This window comes from Burkholderia sp. AU33545, from assembly GCF_020419685.1.
Lineage (GTDB): Bacteria > Pseudomonadota > Gammaproteobacteria > Burkholderiales > Burkholderiaceae > Burkholderia > Burkholderia diffusa.
This window is the reverse complement of record NZ_JAIZRQ010000003.1, coordinates 570743-593598: the sequence shown is the minus strand read 5'-3', so window position 1 is coordinate 593598 and position 22856 is coordinate 570743. Positions and strand designations below refer to the sequence as shown.

Sequence of the window (22856 nt, the reverse complement as noted above, 5' to 3'; positions counted from 1 at the left end):
GCATCCGCTCGGGAAAATGACGCCGTTGCCTGGCGCGTGCGCAGCTGCGGTCCATATCCGACTCGCCGTGCAATCAATACGCGCCGCCGACGCGATGCGTCGCGACGTAATGATCGGGGCCGACCGCAACGAGCGGCGCGACGATCGGCTCGTCGCCGACCGCGCGGATCGGGCTCGGAATCTCGTCCGCCGCGAGCTGGCGCGGCGCATGCCGGCGCGCGGGGTCTGCCACCGGCACCGCGCTCATCAGCTTCCTCGTATAAGGATGCTGCGGCGCCTCGAACACCGCGCGGCGCGGGCCGATCTCGACGATCTGGCCGAGATACATCACCGCGACGCGATGGCTGATGCGCTCGACGACGGCCATGTCGTGCGAGATGAACAGATACGCGACGCCCAGCTCGCGCTGCAGGTCGAGCATCAGGTTCACGATCTGCGCCTGCACGGACACGTCGAGCGCCGACACCGATTCATCGGCGATCACGACCTTCGGATTCAGCGCGAGCGCGCGTGCGATGGCGATCCGCTGACGCTGGCCGCCCGAGAATTCGTGCGGATAGCGGCGTGCCGCCTCCGGCGGCAGGCCGACCTTCTCGAGCAGCCAGTCGACGCGCGCCTGCGCTTCGCGGCCGCTCGCGACGCCGTGTACGAGCAGCGGCTCCATGATCGAGAAACCGACCGTGAGGCGCGGGTTCAGCGACGCGAACGGATCCTGGAAGATGAACTGGATGTTTCGGCGCAGCGCCTGCAGGTCATGGCCCTTCATCGCGCTGATGTCGCGGCCGTCGAATTCGATCGAGCCGCTCTGCGATTCGACGAGGCGCAGCAGCGAGCGGCCGGTGGTCGACTTGCCGCAGCCGGATTCGCCGACGAGCGCGAGCGTCTCGCCCGCGCGCAGCTCGAAGCTCACGCGCTCGACCGCGTGCACGTATTGCGACACGCGGCCGAATACGCCGCTCTTCACCGGAAACCGCGTGACGAGATCGCGCACGCGCAGGATCGGCGGCGCGGCCGGATCGACGTGCGGCTGCCCGGCGACGGGGGCCGCGACCGCGTCGTTCGCGGCAGGTGCCGGCGTGGCCGCGCTCGCGCCGTCCACCTTCAGCAGCGGGAATTTCTCGGGGTTATCGGTACCCTGCATCGAGCCGAGCCGCGGCACGGCCGCGAGCAGCGCACGCGTATAGCGATGCGCGGGCGTCGCGAAAATGCGTTCGGACTCGCCCTCCTCGACCTTCTCGCCGCGATACATCACGAGCACGCGATCGGCCACCTCGGCGACCACGCCCATGTCGTGCGTGATGAAGATCACGCCCATGTTCATTTCGTCCTGCAGGCCGCGGATCAGCTGCAGGATCTGCGCCTGGATCGTCACGTCGAGCGCGGTCGTCGGTTCGTCGGCGATCAGGAGCGCGGGCCGGCACGACAGCGCCATCGCGATCATCACGCGCTGCCGCATCCCGCCGGACAACTGGTGCGGATAGCGCGCGAACACGCGGCGCGCCTCCGGAATGCGCACGAGATCGAGCAGCCGCAACGCTTCCGCGCGGGCTTCGGTCGCGCTCTTCGACTGGTGCAGCGCGATCGCCTCGCTGATCTGGTCGCCGACCGTAAATACCGGGTTCAGCGACGTCATCGGCTCCTGGAAGATCATCGCGATGTCCGCGCCGCGGATCCCGCGCATCGTCGCCGCGCTCGCCTGCACGAGGTCGACGAGCACGCCGCCGCGACGCCGCAACGCGATCCGGCCGCTCGTGATCTCGCCGCCGCCATGCTCGACGAGCCGCATCAGCGCGAGCGACGTGACCGACTTGCCGGAGCCCGACTCGCCGACGATCGCGAGCGTCTCGCCGCGATCGACGTGAAACGACACGTTGCGCACCGCATCGAACGTCGCGTTTTCGCGGCGAAACATGACCGACAGGTCGTCGACGGCGACGACGCGCTGCTCCGGCAGCACCAGCGCGGACGGGGTTCGGCTCGAAGTCATGCGAAGGTCTCCTCGTACGATCCGGAATCAGGCCGCATCGTCGCGATAGATGCCGACCACGGGCGTCTCGCCGACGCGCGCGTAGCCGCGATACATCCCTTCCGTGTTGAACGGCATCGCGACGTTGCCGTGCGCGTCGACCGCGACGATCCCGCCGCGCCCGGCCAGGCGCGACAGCTTGTTCATCACGGCGTCGTGCGCGGCATCGGCGAGCGATGCGCCGCGATAGGCCATCTGCGCGGCCACGTCATGCGCGGTCGCGAGCCGGATGAACATCTCGCCCGTGCCCGTCGCGGATACCGCGCAGGTCGCGTCGTCCGCATAGCAGCCGGCGCCGATGATCGGCGAATCGCCGACGCGGCCGGGCTGCTTGTTCGTGATGCCGCCGGTCGACGTCGCCGCCGCGATATGGCCGTGCACGTCGCACGCGACCGCGCCGACCGTGCCGTGCTTGCGATCGGGATCGAGCGGCTCGGCCGGCTGCCCGGCGCCGAACGCGAAGGTCGCGGCGTCGTGATCGAGCATCGTGCCGGCCGCCGCGCGCGCCTTGACCCACTGTGCATGACGCGCCTCGGTGTCGAAGTAGCCGGGCTCGGCGAGTTCGAGGCCCTGTGCGGCCGCGAACGCGTCGGCGCCCGCGCCTGCCAGCAGCACGTGCTCGCTCGCCTCCATCACGCGCCGTGCGGCGAGCACCGGATTGCGCACGCGGGTCGCGCAGCAGATCGCGCCGGCCGCGAGCGTCGTGCCGTCCATCACCGCCGCGTCGAGTTCGTGTTTGCCTTCGGCCGTATAGACGGCGCCGCGCCCGGCGTTGAACAGCGGACAGTCCTCGAGCAGCCGCACCGCGACGGTGACGGCGTCGAGCGCGCTGCCGCCATCGGCGAGCACCTGTTGCGCGGCCAGCAGGATCGCGGTGAGTTCGGCGCGGTACTGGCGTTCGGTGTCGGTGTCCATCGCATCGCGCAGGATCGTGCCTGCACCGCCATGAATCGCGACGATCGCGGGTGAAGTCATGATTTTTTCGTACCGGAGGAAGAAGGGTTGGCGGCCGGCGGCACCGCTTGCGGGTGGATCAGCCACGGCAACAGGAATTCGGTCATTTCGGCGGCGGACTTCGCGGAGCGGTGCGTGCGCAGCGCGACCGCGTCGATCAGCGCCTCGATCATCGTCAGCACGGCCGCCTCCGACGTGGCCGCGAAACGCCGTTCGGCCTTGACGTACAGATTCAGCGACGCGATCGGTGCAAGCGGCGAACCGGGCCCGTCGGAGATGCCAAGCACGCGCGCGCCGCGCGCGGCCGCGCGGCGGGCCAGCTCGATCGTGTCCTTGACGTAGCGCGGAAACGCGAGCGCGATCACGAGATCGCGCGAGTCGGCCGTATACAGGCGCCGCGCCGCATGCGACGGTCCCCCGAGCAACGCGAGCGACTGCACGTTGTCGTGACACACCGACAATCCGTGTTCCATCAGTCCGGTCAGAAACGCGCTCGAACCGGCGCCGAGAATCAGCACGCGCCGCGCGCCGACGATCGCCTCGACGGCCGCCTCGACGTCGGCCGCATCCAGCTGCGCACGCGTGTTCTCGATGTTCGCGACGGCCTGGTCGAACACCGCGTCGATCCACGCTGCGCCGCGCACGCCCTGCTCTTGTTCCTGCTCCTGCGCGGAACGCAGCCGCTCGACCGGGCCGAGCGTCGCCTCAAAGCCGCGCACGAGCGCCGCGCGCATCGCCGGATAGCCGTCGAAACCCAGCGCCTTCGCGAAGCGGTTCGCGGTCGCGATCGACGCATTCACGGCCTGCGCCAGCTCGTCGATCCGCATCGTCGCCGCGCGAAACGGATTCGCGAGCACGAACTCGCCCATCCGGCGGTGGATTGGCGTCATCCGCGGCATGGCCGAGGCGATGCGCTCCGCGATCGCGGATTCCTCGTGACTGGCATCGTGCGGAACGAGAGACGTCATTGCGAATGGTTTTGCAAGGTTGATGAAAATCAATTTACACAATCTGCCGACCGGAAAAAAATAAATTTTCATCAGGGTTCCCACGCTCCCTGCCGGGCCCGCCTGATGCAATTGGTCGTGCGACGACCGCTCGATCGCCGTCCAGCCGGCATTCGCCGCCCTCGTCGCGCAACGCACCGAGGATCCCGTCCGCGCACCTATCGGGAATACCCCGAGGATGTTCGTTCGAATGCAGATTCACGTTGACCTGATTCGAATTCGAACATAGGATGCTCGAAAATGATCAGTCGTCAGATAACATTGGCTTTCAATAGCAGCGAAATGTTCGATCGAATGCGCCAATTCCGGTAGAAGACAGGTCAATCGGCCGCCCATGAAGATCTGACATCGTACAAATATGACCGCATAAGACGCCCCAGCCGGGCGACTTGCATGGCTCAGGAGACAGCAGTGAAAACAGTCAAGGCGTTGCGCTGGTGGATCATCGTGCTGGTATGTCTCGGCACGATCCTCAACTACCTTGCGCGAAATTCCCTCGCGGTGCTCGCACCGGAACTGAAGCAGGTGTTCGCGATCTCGACGCAGCAATACTCGTATATCGTCGGGGCGTTCCAGATCGGCTATACGATCATGCAGCCGGTATGCGGGTTCATCGTCGACCTGATCGGCCTGCGGGTCGGGTTCGCGCTGTTCGCGATGCTGTGGTCGGTGGTCGGCGTCGCGCACGGCTTCGCGTCCGGCTGGCTGTCGCTCGGCATCCTGCGCGGCTTGCTCGGGCTGTTCGAGGCCGCCGCGATTCCGTCAGGGATGAAGGCCGTCGCCGAATGGTTTCCCGATCGCGAGAAATCCGTCGCGGTCGGCTACTTCAACGCGGGCACGTCGCTCGGCGCCGCGATTGCGCCGCCGCTCGTCGTGTTCCTGTCGATGCGATTCGGCTGGCAATCCGCGTTCATGGTCACCGGCGCGCTCGGCTTCGTGTGGGCCGCGCTCTGGTACACGCAGTACCGGTCGCCGGCCGATCATCCGCGCATCACGTCGCAGGAGCGCACGCTGATCCGCGACGGTCAGGCCACGATGCCGGCCGCGTCGAAGCGCCGGATTCGCGACGTCGTCACCGCGCGTCGTTTCTGGGCGATCGCGCTGCCGCGCTTCTTCGCGGAACCCGCGTGGCAGACCTTCAGTTTCTGGATTCCGCTGTACCTCGCCACCGAACGCCACATGGCGCTCGCGCAGATCGCCGTGTTCGCGTGGATGCCGTTTCTCGCGGCCGATCTCGGCGGCATCGCCGGCGGCTATCTCTCGCCCTACCTCGCGAACCGGTTCAGGCTGCCGCTCGTGTGGTCGCGCGTCGCCGGCGTCGCGCTCGGCGCGGTGCTGATGCTCGGGCCGGCGATGATCGGGCTCGTGTCGTCGCCGTACACGGCCATTGGCCTGTTCTGCGTCGGCGGCTTCGCGCACCAGATGATCTCCGCGCTCGTCAACACGCTGTCGGCCGACGTGTTCGATCCCGAGGAAGTCGGCACCGCCAGCGGCTTTGCGGGCATGGCCGCATGGATCGGCGGGCTCGGCTTCTCGCTGCTGGTCGGCGCGCTCGCCGACAAGATCGGCTACGCACCGCTGTTCGCGTGCCTCGGCCTGTTCGACATCATCGGCGTCACGCTGCTCGCGGTGCTGATCCGCGGGCAGTCGAAGCAGGAACGCCTGCTCGCGCAGCACGCCTGACCTCCGTCTTCACCAGGAATCGCTTTCATGACTTCGCTTCTTCATCCGCCCGTGTTCCACGTCGCCGACCGGCAGGCGAACCGTGTGCTGCTCGCGTCCGACGCGGACGCGACGCTCGAGATCTTCGTGCTCGAGGACGACATCGTGCGCGTGCGCGTGCTGCCCGACGCGACGGCGCGCAACCCGCGCACCTGGACCATCGCGCCGGGCCTCGACGACGTGCCGCTCGAAGGGCGCGACCGTCTCGACCTGAGCGGCTTCGCGCAGCCGGCCTACGACTTCGTCGAAGACGACGGCGGCGTGCGCATCGAAACCGCGCAGATCCGCCTCGCGGTAAGCCGGCAAGGCGGCCATTGCACGTGGTCGATGCGCGGCGCCGACGGCACGTGGCGCGTCGTGCTCGCCGATCGCGCGACGCAGGCGTACAACTTCGGCTGGTGGGACGATCGCGCCTATCACTACGTCGCTCGCGAGCGCGGCGACAAAGTGTTCGGTCTCGGCGAGCGCGCGGGCGACCTCGACCGCACCGGCGCGCGCTTCGAGATGCGCAACATCGACGCGATGGGTTACAGCGCAAAGCACACGGACCCGCTCTACAAGCACATTCCGTTCTATGTCACGTGGTCGCCCGACGCGTGCCAGGGCTTCGGGCTGTTCTACGACACGCTGTCGGATTGCGCGTTCGACATGGGCCGCGAGCTCGACAACTACCACGGGCTCTACCGCTACTTCGTCGCCGAGCACGGCGATCTCGACTACTACTTCATCGCGTCGCCCGACACGCCGCTCACGGCCGCGCGGCGCTTCACGTGGCTCACCGGGCGCCCCGCGCGCACGCCGAAATGGGGGCTCGGCTATTCGGGCTCGACGATGAGCTACACCGACGCGCCGGACGCGCAGCGGCAGATGAACCAGTTCGTCGAGCGGTGCGAATCGCACGACATTCTGTGCGATTCGTTCCACCTGTCGTCGGGCTATACGTCGATCGGCGAGAAGCGCTACGTGTTCAACTGGAACCGCGAGAAGTTTCCCGACGCGAAGGGTTTCGTGAAGCACTACCGCGACCACGGTATCCGCCTGTGCGCGAACATCAAGCCGTGCCTGCTGCGCGACCACCCGGCGTTCGACGACGCCGCGCGGCGCGGGCTGCTGATCCGCTCGGCATCCGGCGAACCGGCATGGGTGCAATTCTGGGACGAGGTTGGCGCGTATCTCGACTTCACGCAACCGGACGCCTACGACTGGTGGCGCGAGCAGGTCACGTCGGCGCTGCTCGACTACGGGATCGAGTCGACGTGGAACGACAACAACGAATACGAGATCTGGTCGCCCGACGCAATCGCGCACGGCTTCGGGCAGCCGTTTCCCGCACGCGAGGCGAAGGTGCTGCAGACGATGCTGATGATGCGCGCGTCGCGCGACGCACAGCGCGCGCATGCGCCGGCGCGGCGGCCGTTCCTCGTGTCGCGCTCCGGCGGCGCGGGCATGCAGCGTTATGTGCAGACCTGGTCCGGCGACAACTACACGTCGTGGGAAACGCTGCGCTACAACCTGAAGATGGGCCTCGGGCTGGCGTTGTCGGGCGTGTCGAACATCGGTCACGACATCGGCGGCTTTTCCGGCCCCGCACCGTCGCCCGAGCTGCTGCTGCGCTGGGTGCAGTTCGGCATCTTCATGCCGCGCTTCAGCATCCATTCGTGGAATGACGACGGAACCGTCAACGAACCGTGGATGTATCCGGAGATCACCGCGCGGATCGCATCGCTGCTCAAGCAGCGCTACCGGCTTCTGCCTTACCTCTATCACCTGCTGTGGCTGTCGACTACGCGCTACGAGCCGGTGCTGCGGCCGACCTTCGGCGACTTCCCCGGCGACCCGCGCTGCTACGACGAATGCGACGACATGATGCTCGGCGACGCGCTGCTGGTCGCGCCGGTCGTCGAGCCGGGCCGCACGGAGCGCGAGGTCTACCTGCCGTCCGGTGCGCGCTGGCTGTGCTGCGCGAGCGCGCAGTCGTTCGACGGCGGCGCAAACGTGACGCTGCCCGCGCCGCTCGACACGCCGGTGATGCTGTTGCGCGAAGGCCGCGTGCTGCCGCTGAACGTCGCCGAGCAACGGTTCGGCGCACGCGCGGACACGCGCGGCTTCCTCGTCGCGCCGCGCGTCGAGGACGGCGTTGCGTATGGCGAATGCGTCGAGGACGACGGCGAAACGGAAGCGTGGCGCGACGGCGAATACGGGCTGTGGCGCGTCGAGACCGGACGCACGGCGTCCGGTGAACTCGGCGTGTCGGTCCGCTGGGATGGCCGCATGAACCGCCCTGCCGGGCGCGTGGAGATCCTGCTGCCGGCATCGCTGCAGTGCGCGCTTGCCGTGCGCGGTGCGTGCGTCGAACACGATGCGCGGGACGGCGCGTGGCGTCGCGTCGTCGTGGCACTCGACGACTGACCGCGCAAGCGCGGGACGACGCCGAACCCTCAGATCGGGCGGGCCGCACACACGGCCCGCCCCTCCACCAAAGAGGAGGCCGATCAGCCTCCCGCCCCTGAAGAGACTTGGAGATCGTCAATGAAAGCATCGCACCACTATTCTGCAATCCTGATTTTATCGGCCGCGTCGCTCGGCGCTTCCGCCGCCCATGCGCAGAGCAGCGTGACGCTGTACGGCGTGGTCGACGATTCGCTCGCGTACGTCAACAACCAGCAGGGCCACTCGAACATTTACATGCGCGACGGCAACCTGTATGCGTCGAAGTTCGGGCTGCGCGGCGACGAGGATCTCGGCGGCGGCACGCACGCGATCTTCGACCTGCAATCCGGCTTCAACCTGAACACCGGCGCGCAAGCCGCCGCCGGCACGATCTTCAACCGCCAGGCCTTCGTCGGGCTGCGCAACGATCATTACGGCACGGTGACGGCCGGCCGCCAGTACACGCCGTACTTCCTGCTGGTCGGCCCGTACGCGTCGAGCAGCTGGCTGACCGGCGCGACGGGCGCGCATCCGGGCGATATCGACGGGCTCGACACGACGATCCGCGTAAACAATTCCGTCACCTACACGTCGCCGACCTTCTCCGGGCTGACCGCGAGCGCGATGTACGCGTTCGGCGGCATCGCCGGCGCGACCGGCAAGGGCAACACGTTCAGCGCCGCGCTGCGCTATGCGAACGGGCCGGTCGGGATCGCGGCCGGCTACCTGCGCATCAACAGCTCGGGCTCGTCGGCGGGCTTCCTCAATCCGGCGACCGCGGCTTCGGGCAGCTTCGCGGTGTCCGTGCTGAACCAGGGCTACCTGACCGCGAAGGCCGTCGAGCAGGTCGCAGCGGCCGGCAACTACACGCTCGGCAACCTGACGATGGGCCTCAACTACTCGAACGTGAAGTACCTGCCCGGCAACGGCTCCGCGTTCACGGACACAGCCGTGTTCAACACCTACGGCGCGCTCGCCGCGTACCGCTTCACGCCGACCTTCTCGGTGGCCGGCGCGTTCGCGTACACGCTCGCGTCGAAGGCGAACGGCGTGTCGGACGCGGCCCGTTACCAGCAGTATTCGCTGAAGGAGTCGTACAGCCTGTCGAAGCGCACGACGCTCTATGCGCTGCAGGCGTACACGCATTCGAGCGGGCGGACGCTCGGCGCGCTGGGTGCCGGCCATATCGTCGACGCGGCGCCGATCGTCGGCGATTCGCAGCAGCTCACGCCGTCGACGACGCACGGCCAGTTCGTCGGCATGGCCGGGATCGCCATGACGTTCTGAACCCGTACGGCTGCGCCTCCCCTGCTCGAGCCCCGGACGATCCGGCATCGTCCGGGGCGCCCGTTGACGTTCGGCGTCGACCTCTTTCGCACGCAGCGCGCAGCGTGCGGGTTTTCGCGATCGCCCCGATACCTTACAATTCGTCAGGTTTATCCCTGCTGCATATCCCTTCATGCAGTCCTGACACCGCGGTACACTCGGCGCACGCCGTATCAGGGTCCGTCGCGCGCCATGCGCGCCGGGCGGCGTCGCGCCTCGTTGCGCCCACAACTGGATGCCAGCCATGCCAGATTCCCGTTCCTCGCCCCGCACGACATTCAAGCCGCAGGTCGTGCTGCCCGCGCTCGCGGTCATCGGTGCACTGCTCGTCGTGTGCGCGCTGCGCCCGAACGAAGCAGGCGCGCTCTTCTCCTCCGGCCAGCAATGGGTCGTCGCGCGCTTCGACTGGTTCTACGTACTCGCCGTCACCACGTTCCTCGTGTTTCTCGTGCTGATCGCGGCAAGCGACTTCGGCAACATCCGGCTCGGCCCCGACGACGCCGAGCCCGAGTTCAGCTTCCTGTCGTGGACAGCCATGCTGTTCGCGGCGGGCATGGGCATCGGCCTCATGTACTTCGGCGTCGGCGAGCCGATGCAGCACTTCCTGAAGCCGCCGACCGTCGACCCCGGCACGCCGGCAGCCGCGCGCGAGGCGATGCTGATGACCTTCTTCCACTGGGGCTTTCATGCGTGGGCGATCTACGGGCTGATGGGGCTCGTGCTCGCATATTTCGGATTCCGCTACAACTTGCCGCTGACGCTGCGCTCCGGCCTGTATCCGGTGCTGCGCGAGCGCGTGAACGGCTGGATCGGCCACGCGGTCGACGCGTTCGCGCTGGTCGGCACGGTCGCGGGCATCGCGACGACGCTCGGCTACGGCGTGATGCAGTTGAGCGCGGGCCTGCATACGGTCGCCGGCTGGGATACGAGCGGCAACGCGTTTCGCATCGGGCTCGTCGTGATCGTCGTGATCCTGGCCGGCGCATCGGCCGCGAGCGGTCTCGACAAGGGCGTGCGGCGGCTGTCCGAGCTGAACCTGCTGCTGGCGTTCCTGTTGCTCGCGTTCGTGGTCGTCGCGGGCCCGACGTCGTTCCTGCTGCGCGCGCTCGGCGACAACATCGGCCAGTACCTGTCGAATCTCGTCGACCTGTCGTTCCGCACCTATGCGTACGCGCCGCCGCGCGAAGAAGGCTGGTTCGGCGGCTGGACGATCCTCTACTGGGCATGGTGGGTATCGTGGTCACCGTTCGTCGGCATGTTCATCGCGCGCATCTCGCGCGGCCGCACGATCCGCCAGTTCGTGATCGGTGTGTTGCTCGTGCCGACTGCATTCAATCTCGTGTGGATGACCGTGTTCGGCAACAGCGCGATCTGGCTCGACACGCATGGCGCGGCCGGCGCGCTCGCGCAAACGGCCGGCAGTGTCGATGCGTTGCTGTTCCGTTTCTTCGATTTCCTGCCGCTTCCGCAGTTGCTGTCGATCGTCGCGATCGTGCTGATCGCGGTGTTCTTCGTCACGTCCGCCGATTCCGGCGCATTCGTGATCGACCAGATCGCGACGCGCGGCAGCGCGCATTCGCCGGTCTGGCAGCGGCTGTTCTGGGCTGCGCTGCTGGGCGTGACGGCGGCCGTGCTACTGGTCGCGGGCGGGCTCGGCGCGCTGCAGGCGATGACGTTGATCGCCGCATTGCCGGTCGCCTTGATCATGCTCGCGCTGTGTTACGGGCTGTGGCGCGGGCTCGCGGCCGATCGCGCGCACTATTCCCAGGACGTCGCGCCCGCGACGAGCTTCTGGACCGGCCAGCACTGGCGCCATCGCCTGACCCACATCCTGCGGCAGACGACCGAAGCCGACGCACGCCAGTTCGTCGCGGAAACCGTCGAGCCCGCGCTGCGCAAGGTCGCCGACGAGTTGCGTTCGAGCGGCGTCGACGCACACGTGCAGCGCGACAGCGACGACGCGGTGCGGCTAACCGTGCCGACCGCGGAACACCGCGATTTCGTCTACGGCGCGCGCGTGACGGCGAAATCCGCGGCGGCCTTCCTGGTACGCGAAGCGGCCGAGCCGGATGCCGAGCGTCCGCACGTGTACGGCATCGTCACGTTCTTCGAGGACGGCCGGCTCGGGTACGACATCGAATATCTGCGCGGCGACGAACTGATCGCTGATGTACTGCGTCAATACGAACGCTACGTCTCGCTCGCGGCCGACCAGCGTACGCATCTGCTGAGCCGCGCGCCGGGACACGCAACGGAGGCCGAATGAATCCGACCTCTGCGTTCCTCTCGTCGAGCCGACGCGTGGCAGCGGACGGAGCCATGCCATGAACAGCCTCCTGAACAATCGCACCGGCGACTTCATCGCGCTCGCGACGCTCGCGGTGCTTTACCTCGGCGGCGTCGGCCTTGCGCTGTGGCGGATCCGCACCGCCGCCCCGCGCGGCAAGGTTTACTGGATCTTCTGCATCGCGCTGCTGGCCGGCGGCGCGATCGCAATCACCGCCAACCTGTCGCCCGTGCCGAACAGCGGCGAGATGCCGCCCGGTTTCGCACTCGGCGTCGAGGCGGTGCTGCTCGGGCTCGCGCTCGTGGCGGCCGGCTGCGCCTGGCTGATGTTGCGTGCGAGGCGCGACTGATACCTGCCTTTTGCACGGCGCCGCAGCCTCGTCACGCATGCACGGCAACACGCATGCGGAACAACGGGCTGCTGCCATTTTCCCGATGCATCATGCAGACGGCGCCCGCGCGGTGACGAGCCAGCACGCCGCGTCGAAGCACAGGTTCGCGCCCTGCACATAGCGCCCGAACGCAGCGCGAACCGTATCGATCACGCGCCGGCGCGTCGCGTCGTCCACCTGACGAAGCGCGAGCCCGACCGGCCCCAGTCGCGCGATGTAGTCGTCCAGCTCGGACACCGGCAACGCGCACGCGATATCGATCGGCTCGATCGCGATGTCGGCCCAGCCGCTGTCCGACAATACCGACGCGATCCGTTGCCGGTCGCCGAACGCGAATTGTCCCGGCGCCCCCGGCTGCCGCGCCGGCATGGCGGGCAGCAATGGCGCCGCAACACGCTCTGCCGTCGTCATGAACGGATTGTCGGCGGCGCCGCGCCATGCGACGAATCGCAGTTGCGCGTTCGGGCGCGCCGCGTGCCGCAGGTTCGCGAAGGCCTGCACCGGATCGTCGAAGAACATCACACCGAAGCGCGACACGATCAGATCGAACTGCCCCGGCGCAAACGCATGCGTCTGCGCATCGGCATGCACGAAGTCGGCATCAACGCCCTCGCGTTCGACGCGTGCCCGTGCAGCGGCGATCATCTGCGCCGAAATATCCAGGCCCGTACAGTGCGCGTGCGCGCCAATCCGCCGTGCGATCGCGAGCGTCACCGCGCCGGTACCGCAGCCGACGTCGAGCACGCTGCTCGAGGACGCCGCCACCGCCCCATCCGCGAGCAATGCCTCGAACGGCTCGAACATCCGGTCGAGCGAGCGCTGCGCGTCGACCCATGCCAGCCCCGACGGGCCATTCCACAGCGCAGACTGCGCTTCGTTTGTCCGGTTTCCATCCATCGTCGATTCTCCTTTTGTCCGCATCGTTGACCGTGATCCGAACTATGCTGCTTCAAGCCGGCTTGAGGTCAAGCCTGCGAACGCGGCACGACTCGCGCGCCGCGTCGGTCTTCGCACCCCATCCTTCACAATTCTTACATTCGCGTTCCGTATCGTTGACGGCTTTCCTACGGTGCCTCCCATGCGACGACTCCTCTCCCGCGCGCTGTTCGTGCGCTGCGCTCCGCTTGTTGCCCTCGCGGCGCTGTCCGCGTGTTCGAATCACATCGATACGCCCGCCGACCCGGCCAGTGCCGCGATCAACGTTCAGGCCGCGTGGGTCGAGATCGGCGATGCGAACCAGGCGATCGCACGCGTGGTCACCAACTACAGCCCCGCGTCCGCGAGCGATCCGCTGTGTCCGCAGCTGTCCGTCGACGGCAAGCTGTCGCGCATGACGCTGCGTGCCGGCGCCGCGACCATCGCGCAACGTCCGACGGCGAGCGCCCCGGCCGACTCGAAACCGTCGAGCTTTCCGGTGTCGGTCTGCGAAGCGATGCTGCCCACCGATGCACAGGCGGCGAGCGTCGCGGGCCGCGCGCTGCCGCTGCCGAAAGCGCAGCCGCAGCGCATCGCGATCATCGCCGACACCGGCTGCCGGATGAAGAAGGCCGACAACGCATGGCAGGCGTGCAACGACGCGACGGTCTGGCCGTTCGACACGATCGCGGCGAGCGTCGCGAAGCTGTCGCCGGACCTCGTGCTGCACGTCGGCGACTATCACTACCGCGAAAACGCGTGCCCGCCCGACATCGCCGGCTGCAAGGACAGCCCGTGGGGCTACGGCTGGGATACGTGGCAGGCCGACCTGTTCCGCCCGGCCGCGCCGCTGTTCGCGAAGGCGCCGTGGGTCGTCGTGCGCGGCAACCACGAGGAATGCGCACGGGCTGGACAGGGCTGGTACCGCTTCCTCGATCCGCACCCGTATTCGGCAGCCCGTTCGTGCGACGATCCGGCCAACGACGACGACGCGAACTACTCGGATCCGTATGCGGTGTCGCTCGGCGGCGGCACGCAAGTGATTGTGTTCGACACCGCAAAGGTCGGCCGCAATCCGCTGAAGACGACCGATGCGCAGTTCCGCATCTATCAGAAGCAGTTCCAGACGGTCGCGTCACTCGCGTCGAAGGCCGGCATGTCGACGACGATCTTCACGAACCACCATCCGATCCTCGCATTCGCGCCGATCGCCGGCAGCACGCCGGCGCCGGGCAACCTCGCGCTGCAGTCGGTGATGGCGAGCCTGAACGCGCAGGCGTACTACCCGCCCGGCATCCAGGTCGCGCTGCACGGGCACGTGCACGATTTCCAGGCGATCAACTTCTCGTCCGGGCATCCGGCGACGATCGTGTCCGGCAACGGCGGGGACAACCTCGACGTCGCGCTGCCCGATCCATTCCCGGCCGGCCTGACGCCCGCGCCGGGCGCCGTGATCGAACGACTGTCACACCACAACAGCTTCGGTTTCCTGATCATGGAGCGACGCGCGGCGCCGGCGACGGGCTGGGTGTTCCATGCGTATTCGGCGGCCGGCAAGCTGCTCGCGTCGTGCGACCAGTCGGGCAACACGCTCGCATGCGACAAGACGGGGTTCATCGCGCCGTGAGTGACGAAGTTCGATTGAGTGATGATCTGACGAATTCGACCGGCCTCCGGCGACGGATGGCCGGCTCGCGGATGCGGACGGTTTCGTCGGCCACCGCTGCCGAGCATCGGGTTTGCGCTTCGGTTCCGGTCGCCGGCGGTGGCCGGACGATACGCGTGCTTGCCGCCGCCCTGCTCGCCGGCGCGGCGCTCGCGGCCCATGCCACACCGTCCGAGACGATCCTTCTTCCCGGTGTGCCGTCGCGCGTCGTCGGCACGATCGGCAACGGCACGCCGCAGGTGACCGGCAAGGTCGACGCGGCGGGCGCCCGTTTCGCGCCCGATCCGACGCTCGTCGCGCTGGGCCGCCGGATCTTCTTCGATCCGCGGCTGTCCGAGCCGCGCGGCATGTCGTGCGCGGGCTGCCACGATCCGGGACGCGCGTTCGCGCCGACATTGTCGGCCGCTTCGCTCGCGGGGCCCGGCGTACCGGAAGGCAGCCGCCACGGGCGCTTCAGCCTGCGCAACGCCCCGTCGCTGCTCTACGTGCGCTACGTGCCGCGCCGCCACTTCTACCAGGATGACGACGCGCCCGCGCCGTCGCCGTTCGGCGGACTCTTCAGCGACGGCCGCGCGGACACGCTCGCCGAACAGATCCGCGGGCCGTTGTTCGATCCGAACGAGATGAACAATCGATCGCCGGCCGCGCTGCTACGCAAGGTCGACGGCACCGAACTGGCGGACGATCTCGCCGCGCGTTTCGGCGCATCGGTGCGGCGCGACCCCGAACAGCTGGTGCGCGCGCTGGGCTCTGCCGTTGAGGCGTATCTGCAGAGCGACGACATGGCGCCGTTCACGTCGCGCTTCGACGCGTACCTGCGCACGCGCAAGCCGCTCGCGCCGGCCGAGATGCGCGGCCTGGCGCTGTTCCGCAATCCTGACAAGGGCAACTGCATGAGTTGCCATACGCTGACGGAGACGTCGAGCCGGCCGGAGCGCTCGCTCTTCACCGATTTCGGCTACGACGCGATCGCGGTGCCGCGCAACCGCGCGCTGCCCGCGAACCGAGATCCGCGCCATTTCGACAACGGCCTGTGCGACACGGCCGCACGGCTGCGCTGGCCCGAGCCGACGCAATGGTGTGGCTATCTGCGTACGCCGGGGCTGCGCAACGTCGCGGTCAAGCAGACGTTCATGCACAACGGCGTGTTCACGACGCTGCGCGACGCGGTCGCGTTCTACAACACGCGCTCGACCGACCCGGGCTACTGGTATCACGGCGCCAGGACGTTCGACGACGTGCCGGCCGCCTATCGCGGCAACATCAACGTCAATTCGACGCCGATGAACCGCCGGCCGGGCATGCAGCCCGCACTCACCGACTCGGAAATCGACGACATCGTCGCGTTCCTCGGCACGCTGACCGACGCGCGCTACGCGAAAATCGTCCCGCCCGCCGCGCCTGCCGCCCGGATTATCGGATCGCCGGCCGCCCGCACACCGGCGCCGATGCGCTGAACGCTGACCGAACGGCCAGGCGGATGCGCGCCCGCTTGCGGCCGCCTCATATACTGTTTATATTTACAGCACTGTATTTATGAACAGTGGGGTGCGCGATGGAACATCTGGTCCGTATCGTCAACGACACCGATCGCCAAGTGCTGGCATGGCTGCGTGCGCAGGTTGGCGACGCCCGCGTCGAGCGCGCGGCGCGCCAGCTCGGGCATACACGCAAGCCTTTCCCGTCGGCGGTATGTCGGTACCTGGGCATGAGCGCGCCGGCCACGCTGCGCCAGGCGGAACGGCCGCGTGCCGCACGCGACTTCTCGGTCGGCGATCGCTACCTGTCGCTGATCCGCCAGCACCTCGCCGCGCATGCGGTCAGCCGATGAAATCGCCGAAATCGTATCGTCGGCGCGTCTCCGCGCGGCGGCCGTCCAGGGTGAACGCGGCGTGCCGGATCGGCCGGCGCGTGCCCCCGTCACGACCGCCCAGCCCGGTAGCCAACGCGCGGGCCCGCTCCACACCTGTCCCGCTTACGCGGCGGCCGCCGCGTCGTGTATCAGCTGGCCGAGCGTTTCGATCGCCGCTTCGTGTGCCGTGTCGAACACCCGCGTGCAGGCAAGCCGGATATACGCGTCAAAGCGGTCGGAGTTCGAAAAGATCGCGCCTGGCGCGATCCTTACCCCGCGTGCCAGCGCCGCATCGAACAATGCTTCGGAACGCACGCCGTCCGGCAACGCGATCCACAGCAGCATGCCGCCGGGCGGCCGGTTCATCCGCGTGCCGGCCGGAAAATGGCGCGCGATCGCATCGATCGTCACATCGCGCTGCACGCGCAGTTGCTCGCGAAACCGGTGCAGGTGGCGATCGAACGCGCCCGAGCCGACGAATTCGGCCGCGACGGCCTGCAGCAATGCGGCGTTGTGCCGGCTGTGCGCGAACTTGAGCATCTTCACGCGCGCATGCCAGCGGCCCGCGCTCATCCAGCCGAGCCGCATCCCGGGCGCCAGCACCTTGTTGAATGACGGGCAATAGATCACCGTGCCGTCACGGTCCCATGCCTTCACGGGCCTCACCACCTGCGGCGCTTCCACGAGCTCGCGATAAGGCTCGTCCTCGATCACGGCCACCCCGCGGCGCGAGCACAGCGCGACCAGCGCGGCCTTGCGTTCGTCGGGCATCACACTGCCGAGCGGGTTCTGCAGATTCGGCACGACGACCACGGCCCGAATGTCCGGGTACGCGGTCAGCGCCACGTCGAGCGCTTCGATCGACAGTCCGGTCGTCGGGCTGGCCGGGATCTCGAGCGCACGCAGCCCGAGGCTTTCGAGCAGCTGGATCAAGCCGAAAAAGGCCGGCGATTCGATCGCGATCGTGTCGCCGGGGCGTGCCACCGCGCGCAGCGCGAGATTCACGGCATCGACGCCGCCGCTCGTCGACATCACGTCGTCCGGCGACACGGCCACGCCGTACGACAGCGCGCGCTTTGCCATCGTCTGCCGGAATTCGGGCGACCCGCCAACCGGCCCCGCGTCGGTCAGCAGCGTCGGCTTGCGCCGCAGCAACCGGATCGCCAGCGTCTGCAGACGCTCGGCCGGATACAGCGTCGCCAGCGCGGACGCGCCGCCGAGATTCAGCGCATCGGGCATCGCATTCGCGCGATCGATCACGCGCGACACGCGTTCATGCAGTCCCGCGAACGGCGGCTCGACGCTCAGCGGCGAGCCGTCGCTTTCCGGCAGCGTATCGAGCACGGCGACCGCGCGCCGCCGCACGAAATAGCCCGAGCGCGGCCGGGCTTCGCACCAGCCTGTATCCTCGAGCCGTCGAAATGCCTGGATCGCGGTCGACAGGCTCACGCCGTGCTGTGCCATGAATGCGCGTACGGACGGCATCCGGTCGCCGGGCGACAGGGTACCCGCCGCGATGATGCGGCGGTAATGCTCGGCGAGTCGTTCGTAAAGCGGCGCGCCGGCCATCGGCAAAGGTGTTCTGAACGAGTCTGTGATGAGCGTCATGCGGGTCATCGTGCCCGCGCGCCCCAGCGCACGCCAGATACAGATTCAGGGGAAACACACCGATACAGAGGATCAAGATCGTCGCCTGCACCGTAACAGATTCCCGTCCCCTGAATCTGTCCTGCCCGCACGCGTTTCCTTAACCTGATTGCACGCTGTCGCCCCGCCGTCGCCGGGCCGCGCAACCAGGAAAAGGACTCGCCATGCGGACGCAAGAGATCCGGCTCGACGCCGGGCAAAGCCACTTTGCGTGGTTCGACAAGGACAGCCAGGTCATCGTGGTCGACGGCGCGCTCGCGGTCACGTTGCGTCACGGCGGGCTCGACTGGTTACCCGATACGCCGCATTACGTTCGCCGCGTGCTCGACGAAGGCGAATGCCTGACGATCGAGACAGCCGGTCACGTGGCATTGTCCGCAGCCGGTGTCGGGCCGGTCGCCGCAACCGTCGCGGAACCCGAGGCTCGGTCCGGCGTGTTCTCGGTGTGGCGCGCATGGCTGCACCGGGTGTCCGGGCAGCTACTCGGCGAGCGGCAAGTGCGCGAGCAACCCTGACGCGGCTGCTCGCGTCATCGCCGATATCGTCATGTGATCGCCGTGTCGCCCCCCCGGCAACGAGCGTGAACTTGTCCCGGCGCCGGCGCCGCGTCGGGTCGACTCGACCGAGCCGACAACTTCGCCCGCAGCAACCCCACCCAGCTACCGCCCCTTCCGCGTGCGCTCGATCCACTCGAACAACGCCATCCCGATCAACATCGCGACGACGAACGCAATGCCCTTGACCGACCCGAGTCCGATCGACACGATTGCCGGCCCCGGGCAGAACCCGGCAAGCCCCCAGCCGATGCCGAACACGGCGCTCCCTGCGACGAGGCGCACGGTAATCGTCCGCACGGTCGGCCACTGGATCGGCAGGCCGAGCAACGTCCGCGTCCGACGCTTCGCCCAAGCGAACGCGAACACGGCAACGCCGATCGCGCCGGCCATCACGAACGCGAGCGACGGATCCCAGCGGCCTGCCAGGTCGAGAAAGCCGAGCACTTTCTGCGGATTGGCCATCCCCGACACGATGAGTCCGGCGCCGAACAGCAGCCCCGCCAGAAACGCGAATCCTGCCTGCATGTCAGCCTCCGATCACGTGCCGTCGCACGAATACGGTCGCAAACCCCGCGACCATGAACACCGCCGTCGCGACGATCGATCGCGCCGCACCACGCGACAGCCCGCAGACGCCGTGACCGCTCGTGCATCCGCCCGCATAGCGCGTACCGATCCCGACCAGCAGGCCGGCCGCCAGCAACTCGCCCCAGCCCGCATCGACCTGCGGCGCCGCGGCGACACCGGCGATACGCATCATCAGCGGCGCGGCGATCAGCCCGGCGACGAATGCGGCACGCCAGTCGCGCTCAGCTGCACCGGCCGTGAACAAGCCGCCGACGATGCCGCTGATCCCGGCGATCCGCCCGTTGAACGCAACGAGCCACGCCGCCGCAAGCCCGATCAGCACACCACCAGCAAGCGACAGCCACGGCGTGAAATGAAGCACATCAAGCTGCATGGCGCGCCCCCTTCGCGGCCGTGCCGCAGAACTGTTCGTACAGCACGCCCATCACCGCGATCACGGCCGGGCTGTCGAGCGAATAGTGGATGTTCTTGCCTTCGCGGCGCGTGCGGACCAATGCGTTGTCCCGCAACACGCCGAGCTGCTGCGACAGCGTCGGCTGGCGGATATCCAGCCGCGCCTCGAGATCGCTCACGCAGCGTTCGCCCTGCGACAGCTCGCACAGCAGCAGCAACCGGTCGGGATTGGACAGCACCTTGAGCAACGCGCATGCCGATTCGGCGGCGGCGCGCATCTGGTCGGGCTGGGGCAGCCCGGTGGAAGGGTCGGCGTTCATGAGGGTGACGGAATACGATTAACGAATCTACATTATATACATTTATATAATGTAGATTCGTGCTTTCGTTCGATGCCGTCAGAGGACGGCGCCATCGGCAATGGCCGCCCCCCCTGCCTCCACTATGCCTGCTCGCCGGCAATTGCCTCGGCTGCCGTCGCGCGCTTCGCGCCAGCCCGGACCGCGCCAAGCACCAGCATCGCGATCCCGGCAATCAGGCACGGCACCGCGACGAATGCGAACGCGGTCGGCAGCGGCAGCCCCATCGCGAGCATCGCGCCGCCCGCCATCGAGCCGACGACGGATCCGCCGCGGCCGATCCCGTTCGCCCAGCTCACGCCTGTGGTCCGGCATTCGGTCGGATAGAACGCGGCCGACAGCGCATTCGCGCCGACCTGCGAGCCCGACACGCAGAAGCCGGCCACGAACACGGCCAGTGCCGCACCCGCCGGCGACGCGGCCAGCACCCCGATCGCCGCGACGAACACGCCCGCCGCCGCATAGCTGCACGCGAGCACGCGATGCGGATCGAAGCGGTCCATCAGCCAGCCGAGCACGATCGCGCCGAGCGTGCCGCCGACCTGGAACATCGCGGTCACGCGCGCGGCCGTCTGCAGCGTCGCGCCGGTCGTGCGCAACAACGTGGGCAGCCAGCTCGACAGCAGGTAGATGACGAGCAGACTCATGAAAAACGTCAGCCACAGCAGCAGCGTGCCGCGCAGCAGGTCGGCGGCGAACAGGCGGCCGAGCGGCGACCCGGCCGGCTTGCCGCGCGGCACGATGAACGACGCGTGCACGAGTTGCGGGGCCGGTGCGATGCGCGCGAGCATCGCCGCGATTCGCTCGCGCGACGCGCCGGTGTTGACGAGGTAGCGCACCGATTCCGGCAGTCGCCACGCGAGCACCGGCAGGAGCAGCAGCGGCGCGGCGCCGCCGACGACGAGCACCGCGCGCCAGCCGTCTCGTTCGATCAGCGACGCGGCCGCGAGCCCGCCGAGCGCCGAGCCGATCGTGAAGCCGCAGAACATCGTGGTGACGAGCAGCGAGCGCCGCCGCGCGGGGCAATACTCGGACGTCAGCGTGATCGCGTTCGGCATCGCGCCGCCGAGCCCGAGGCCCGTCACGAAGCGCCACGCGATCAGTTCGTTCAAGCCGCCCGCACTTGCCGACGCCGCACTCGCGATGCCGAAGCACGCGACACAGGCGAGCAGCAGGCGCTTGCGGCCGAACCGGTCGCCGAACGGCCCGAACACGAGCGCGCCGGCCATCAGCCCGGCGAGCCCCGCGCCGAATACGGGCGCGAGCTGCGCGGGCGACAGCCCCCATTCCGCGCGAATGACCGGAGCGATGAATCCGATCGATGCCGTGTCGAAACCGTCGATCGCGACGATCAGGAAGCACAGCACGACGATCGCGACCTGAAACGGCGCAACGCGATGCCGGTCGATCCATTCGCTGACGTCGATGGACAGCGTATCGGCCATGATGATGTCTCCTCCATGAAGGCGGTCGCGCGCGATGTCGTTGGAATGCGCGCCGCCGGATCCGGGCTGAAGCGCGTCAGGCGACGGTCTTCAGGCAATCTTGCGCGCGCCAGCCGTGCAGCCAGTCGAGCGCGTCGTAGAACTGCGCCTGCGTGCGTCCGACCCACAGCGCGTTGCGCACCTGCCGCTCGACGCCCTTCGCGTGATAGATCCGTCCCATCTCGCGCGCCGAATACAGCACGCGCGCGGTGCGCGGAATCCGCACGTGTTCGTACAGCGCGAACGCGGCCTCGAAGTCGCCATCGGCTCGTGCGACGGCCGCGCCAAGCGTCACCGCATCCTCGAGCGCCTGGCACGCGCCCTGCGCGATGTATTGCGTCATCGGATGGGCGGCGTCGCCGAGCACCGTCGCGCGGCCCGCGCTCCAGCGTTCGACCGGGTCGCGATCGGCGGTCGCCCAGCGCTTCCACGACGTCGGCCGGTCGAGCATCTGCTTCGGCAGCGGATGGATGCCGTCGAAGTACGACAGCACTTCCTCCTTGCTGCCGTCGCGCACGCCCCAGGTTTCCTGCTCGCGGCTGTGGAACGTGACGACGAGGTTGTATTGCCGTCCGCCCCGCAGCGGATAGTGGACGAGATGGCAATGCGGGCCAGCCCACACGACCGGCGCATTGATCTGCAGATCCTTCGGCATGTTGTCGACGTCGACGACCGCGCGGTACACGACGTGCCCCGTCACGCGATGCGCGTCGCCGATCAGCGCCTGCCGGATCGCGGACTTCACGCCGTCGCAGCCGATCACCGCGTCGGCGCGATAACGCTCGCCATGCTGGTCGATCACGGTCACGCCGTTGCCGTCCTGCTCGAACCCGCACACCTGCGTGCTGGTCCGGAATTCGATCAGCGGATGATCCTTGACCGCCTCGTAGATCGACAGGTGGATGTCCGCGCGATGGATCACCGCATACGGGTTGCCGAAGCGCGCGCGATACGCGGCGCCCGTATCGATGCACGCGACTTCCCGCGCATCGACCGCATCCATCAGTTGCAGCCGGTCGGTGAACACCGCGCGCCCGCGCGCGGCCTCGCCGACGCCCAGCGCGTCGAGCGCATTGAACGCGTTCGCGGCGAGCTGGATGCCCGCGCCGATCTCGCCGATTTGCGCGGCCTGTTCGAGCAGCTTCACGCGAATGCCCTGGCGCGCGAGCGCCAGCGCCGTCGCGAGCCCGCCGATGCCGCCGCCGATCACGAGTACGCGTCGGCCTGTCATGTTTGTCTCGCCCATGTCTGT

The 22856-nt window shown here is 68.2% G+C and carries 19 protein-coding genes; 9 read left to right on the top strand and 10 right to left on the bottom strand.

Going from position 1 to position 22856, the window contains the following annotated elements:
• Positions 1 to 73: 73 nt before the first annotated feature.
• The 3 genes from LGM71_RS12685 to LGM71_RS12675 are packed head-to-tail and all read right to left on the bottom strand — an operon-like array spanning position 74 to position 3948.
• On the bottom strand, positions 74 to 1987 hold the full coding sequence (locus LGM71_RS12685) for a dipeptide ABC transporter ATP-binding protein (RefSeq protein WP_226115009.1): 1914 nt from the start codon (positions 1985 to 1987) through the stop codon (positions 74 to 76).
• 27 nt (positions 1988 to 2014) lie between these two features.
• Positions 2015 to 3001 (bottom strand): isoaspartyl peptidase/L-asparaginase family protein, encoded by a 987-nt coding sequence (locus tag LGM71_RS12680; protein ID WP_059598879.1) that lies wholly within the window; start codon positions 2999 to 3001, stop codon positions 2015 to 2017.
• Positions 2998 to 3948: a MurR/RpiR family transcriptional regulator gene (locus tag LGM71_RS12675; protein WP_226115008.1), complete on the bottom strand. Its 951-nt coding sequence runs from the start codon at positions 3946 to 3948 to the stop codon at positions 2998 to 3000. Before LGM71_RS12675 ends, LGM71_RS12680 begins: the two co-directional genes overlap by 4 nt.
• Before the next feature lie 450 nt (positions 3949 to 4398).
• Between LGM71_RS12675 and LGM71_RS12670 the strand changes: the two genes are divergently transcribed.
• From LGM71_RS12670 to LGM71_RS12650, 5 genes are all read left to right on the top strand, one after another.
• On the top strand, positions 4399 to 5670 hold the full coding sequence (locus LGM71_RS12670) for an MFS transporter (RefSeq protein ID WP_059598877.1): 1272 nt from the start codon (positions 4399 to 4401) through the stop codon (positions 5668 to 5670).
• Between the two features lie 27 nt (positions 5671 to 5697).
• A complete protein-coding gene (locus LGM71_RS12665) occupies positions 5698 to 8118 on the top strand; it encodes a glycoside hydrolase family 31 protein (protein ID WP_226115007.1) in 2421 nt (806 codons plus the stop codon).
• 120 nt (positions 8119 to 8238) lie between these two features.
• Complete coding sequence (locus LGM71_RS12660) at positions 8239 to 9426, top strand: porin (RefSeq protein WP_059679084.1); 1188 nt, start codon at positions 8239 to 8241, stop codon at positions 9424 to 9426.
• A 283-nt stretch (positions 9427 to 9709) separates the two neighbouring features.
• Complete coding sequence (locus LGM71_RS12655) at positions 9710 to 11731, top strand: BCCT family transporter (RefSeq protein WP_226115006.1); 2022 nt, start codon at positions 9710 to 9712, stop codon at positions 11729 to 11731.
• Between the two features lie 58 nt (positions 11732 to 11789).
• On the top strand, positions 11790 to 12101 hold the full coding sequence (locus tag LGM71_RS12650) for a hypothetical protein (protein WP_226115005.1): 312 nt from the start codon (positions 11790 to 11792) through the stop codon (positions 12099 to 12101).
• A gap of 90 nt (positions 12102 to 12191) precedes the next feature.
• Here the strand turns inward: LGM71_RS12650 and LGM71_RS12645 are convergent, their stop codons facing one another.
• Positions 12192 to 13040: a class I SAM-dependent methyltransferase gene (locus LGM71_RS12645; RefSeq protein ID WP_226115004.1), complete on the bottom strand. Its 849-nt coding sequence runs from the start codon at positions 13038 to 13040 to the stop codon at positions 12192 to 12194.
• Between the two features lie 181 nt (positions 13041 to 13221).
• Between LGM71_RS12645 and LGM71_RS12640 the strand changes: the two genes are divergently transcribed.
• The 3 genes from LGM71_RS12640 (at position 13222) to LGM71_RS12630 (ending at position 16555) form a co-directional block, all read left to right on the top strand.
• A complete protein-coding gene (locus LGM71_RS12640; protein WP_226115003.1) occupies positions 13222 to 14685 on the top strand; it encodes a metallophosphoesterase family protein in 1464 nt (487 codons plus the stop codon).
• Positions 14686 to 14741: 56 nt separating this feature from the next.
• A complete protein-coding gene (locus LGM71_RS12635) occupies positions 14742 to 16181 on the top strand; it encodes a cytochrome-c peroxidase (protein ID WP_413226878.1) in 1440 nt (479 codons plus the stop codon).
• Between the two features lie 98 nt (positions 16182 to 16279).
• Positions 16280 to 16555 carry a hypothetical protein gene (locus tag LGM71_RS12630; RefSeq protein WP_057928306.1) on the top strand — a complete coding sequence of 92 codons (276 nt, stop codon included), beginning with the start codon at positions 16280 to 16282 and terminating at the stop codon, positions 16553 to 16555.
• A 144-nt stretch (positions 16556 to 16699) separates the two neighbouring features.
• Here the strand turns inward: LGM71_RS12630 and LGM71_RS12625 are convergent, their stop codons facing one another.
• The gene (locus LGM71_RS12625; RefSeq protein ID WP_413226875.1) at positions 16700 to 18193 is read right to left on the bottom strand and encodes a PLP-dependent aminotransferase family protein; all 1494 of its coding nucleotides are present in this window, start codon (positions 18191 to 18193) and stop codon (positions 16700 to 16702) included.
• A 194-nt stretch (positions 18194 to 18387) separates the two neighbouring features.
• On the opposite strand from LGM71_RS12625, the gene LGM71_RS12620 reads away from it, so the two are divergent.
• Positions 18388 to 18738 (top strand): hypothetical protein, encoded by a 351-nt coding sequence (locus LGM71_RS12620; RefSeq protein WP_226115001.1) that lies wholly within the window; start codon positions 18388 to 18390, stop codon positions 18736 to 18738.
• Positions 18739 to 18882: 144 nt separating this feature from the next.
• Here the strand turns inward: LGM71_RS12620 and LGM71_RS12615 are convergent, their stop codons facing one another.
• From LGM71_RS12615 to LGM71_RS12595, 5 genes are all read right to left on the bottom strand, one after another.
• A complete protein-coding gene (locus tag LGM71_RS12615) occupies positions 18883 to 19305 on the bottom strand; it encodes a DUF6691 family protein (RefSeq protein ID WP_124628712.1) in 423 nt (140 codons plus the stop codon).
• 1 nt (position 19306) lies between these two features.
• Positions 19307 to 19741 carry a YeeE/YedE family protein gene (locus LGM71_RS12610; protein ID WP_226115000.1) on the bottom strand — a complete coding sequence of 145 codons (435 nt, stop codon included), beginning with the start codon at positions 19739 to 19741 and terminating at the stop codon, positions 19307 to 19309.
• Positions 19731 to 20081: an ArsR/SmtB family transcription factor gene (locus LGM71_RS12605; RefSeq protein ID WP_124628716.1), complete on the bottom strand. Its 351-nt coding sequence runs from the start codon at positions 20079 to 20081 to the stop codon at positions 19731 to 19733. The genes LGM71_RS12610 and LGM71_RS12605 overlap by 11 nt, the downstream gene beginning before the upstream one ends.
• A gap of 122 nt (positions 20082 to 20203) precedes the next feature.
• Positions 20204 to 21565 carry an MFS transporter gene (locus tag LGM71_RS12600; protein WP_226114999.1) on the bottom strand — a complete coding sequence of 454 codons (1362 nt, stop codon included), beginning with the start codon at positions 21563 to 21565 and terminating at the stop codon, positions 20204 to 20206.
• 76 nt (positions 21566 to 21641) lie between these two features.
• On the bottom strand, positions 21642 to 22850 hold the full coding sequence (locus LGM71_RS12595) for a 3-hydroxybenzoate 6-monooxygenase (RefSeq protein ID WP_226114998.1): 1209 nt from the start codon (positions 22848 to 22850) through the stop codon (positions 21642 to 21644).
• Positions 22851 to 22856: the final 6 nt, after the last annotated feature.

Coding starts and splice junctions, on each gene's coding strand:
- LGM71_RS12640 (WP_226115003.1), top strand. CDS start 13,222: ATGCGACGACTCCTCTCCCGCGCGCTGTTCGTGCGCTGCGCTCCGCTT.
- LGM71_RS12600 (WP_226114999.1), bottom strand. CDS start 21,565: ATGGCCGATACGCTGTCCATCGACGTCAGCGAATGGATCGACCGGCAT.
- LGM71_RS12630 (WP_057928306.1), top strand. CDS start 16,280: ATGGAACATCTGGTCCGTATCGTCAACGACACCGATCGCCAAGTGCTG.
- LGM71_RS12595 (WP_226114998.1), bottom strand. CDS start 22,850: ATGGGCGAGACAAACATGACAGGCCGACGCGTACTCGTGATCGGCGGC.
- LGM71_RS12645 (WP_226115004.1), bottom strand. CDS start 13,040: ATGGATGGAAACCGGACAAACGAAGCGCAGTCTGCGCTGTGGAATGGC.
- LGM71_RS12675 (WP_226115008.1), bottom strand. CDS start 3,948: ATGACGTCTCTCGTTCCGCACGATGCCAGTCACGAGGAATCCGCGATC.
- LGM71_RS12685 (WP_226115009.1), bottom strand. CDS start 1,987: ATGACTTCGAGCCGAACCCCGTCCGCGCTGGTGCTGCCGGAGCAGCGC.
- LGM71_RS12665 (WP_226115007.1), top strand. CDS start 5,698: ATGACTTCGCTTCTTCATCCGCCCGTGTTCCACGTCGCCGACCGGCAG.
- LGM71_RS12605 (WP_124628716.1), bottom strand. CDS start 20,081: ATGAACGCCGACCCTTCCACCGGGCTGCCCCAGCCCGACCAGATGCGC.
- LGM71_RS12635 (WP_413226878.1), top strand. CDS start 14,742: ATGGCCGGCTCGCGGATGCGGACGGTTTCGTCGGCCACCGCTGCCGAG.
- LGM71_RS12620 (WP_226115001.1), top strand. CDS start 18,388: ATGCGGACGCAAGAGATCCGGCTCGACGCCGGGCAAAGCCACTTTGCG.
- LGM71_RS12680 (WP_059598879.1), bottom strand. CDS start 3,001: ATGACTTCACCCGCGATCGTCGCGATTCATGGCGGTGCAGGCACGATC.
- LGM71_RS12655 (WP_226115006.1), top strand. CDS start 9,710: ATGCCAGATTCCCGTTCCTCGCCCCGCACGACATTCAAGCCGCAGGTC.
- LGM71_RS12660 (WP_059679084.1), top strand. CDS start 8,239: ATGAAAGCATCGCACCACTATTCTGCAATCCTGATTTTATCGGCCGCG.
- LGM71_RS12625 (WP_413226875.1), bottom strand. CDS start 18,193: ATGACCCGCATGACGCTCATCACAGACTCGTTCAGAACACCTTTGCCG.
- LGM71_RS12650 (WP_226115005.1), top strand. CDS start 11,790: ATGAACAGCCTCCTGAACAATCGCACCGGCGACTTCATCGCGCTCGCG.
- LGM71_RS12615 (WP_124628712.1), bottom strand. CDS start 19,305: ATGCAGGCAGGATTCGCGTTTCTGGCGGGGCTGCTGTTCGGCGCCGGA.
- LGM71_RS12610 (WP_226115000.1), bottom strand. CDS start 19,741: ATGCAGCTTGATGTGCTTCATTTCACGCCGTGGCTGTCGCTTGCTGGT.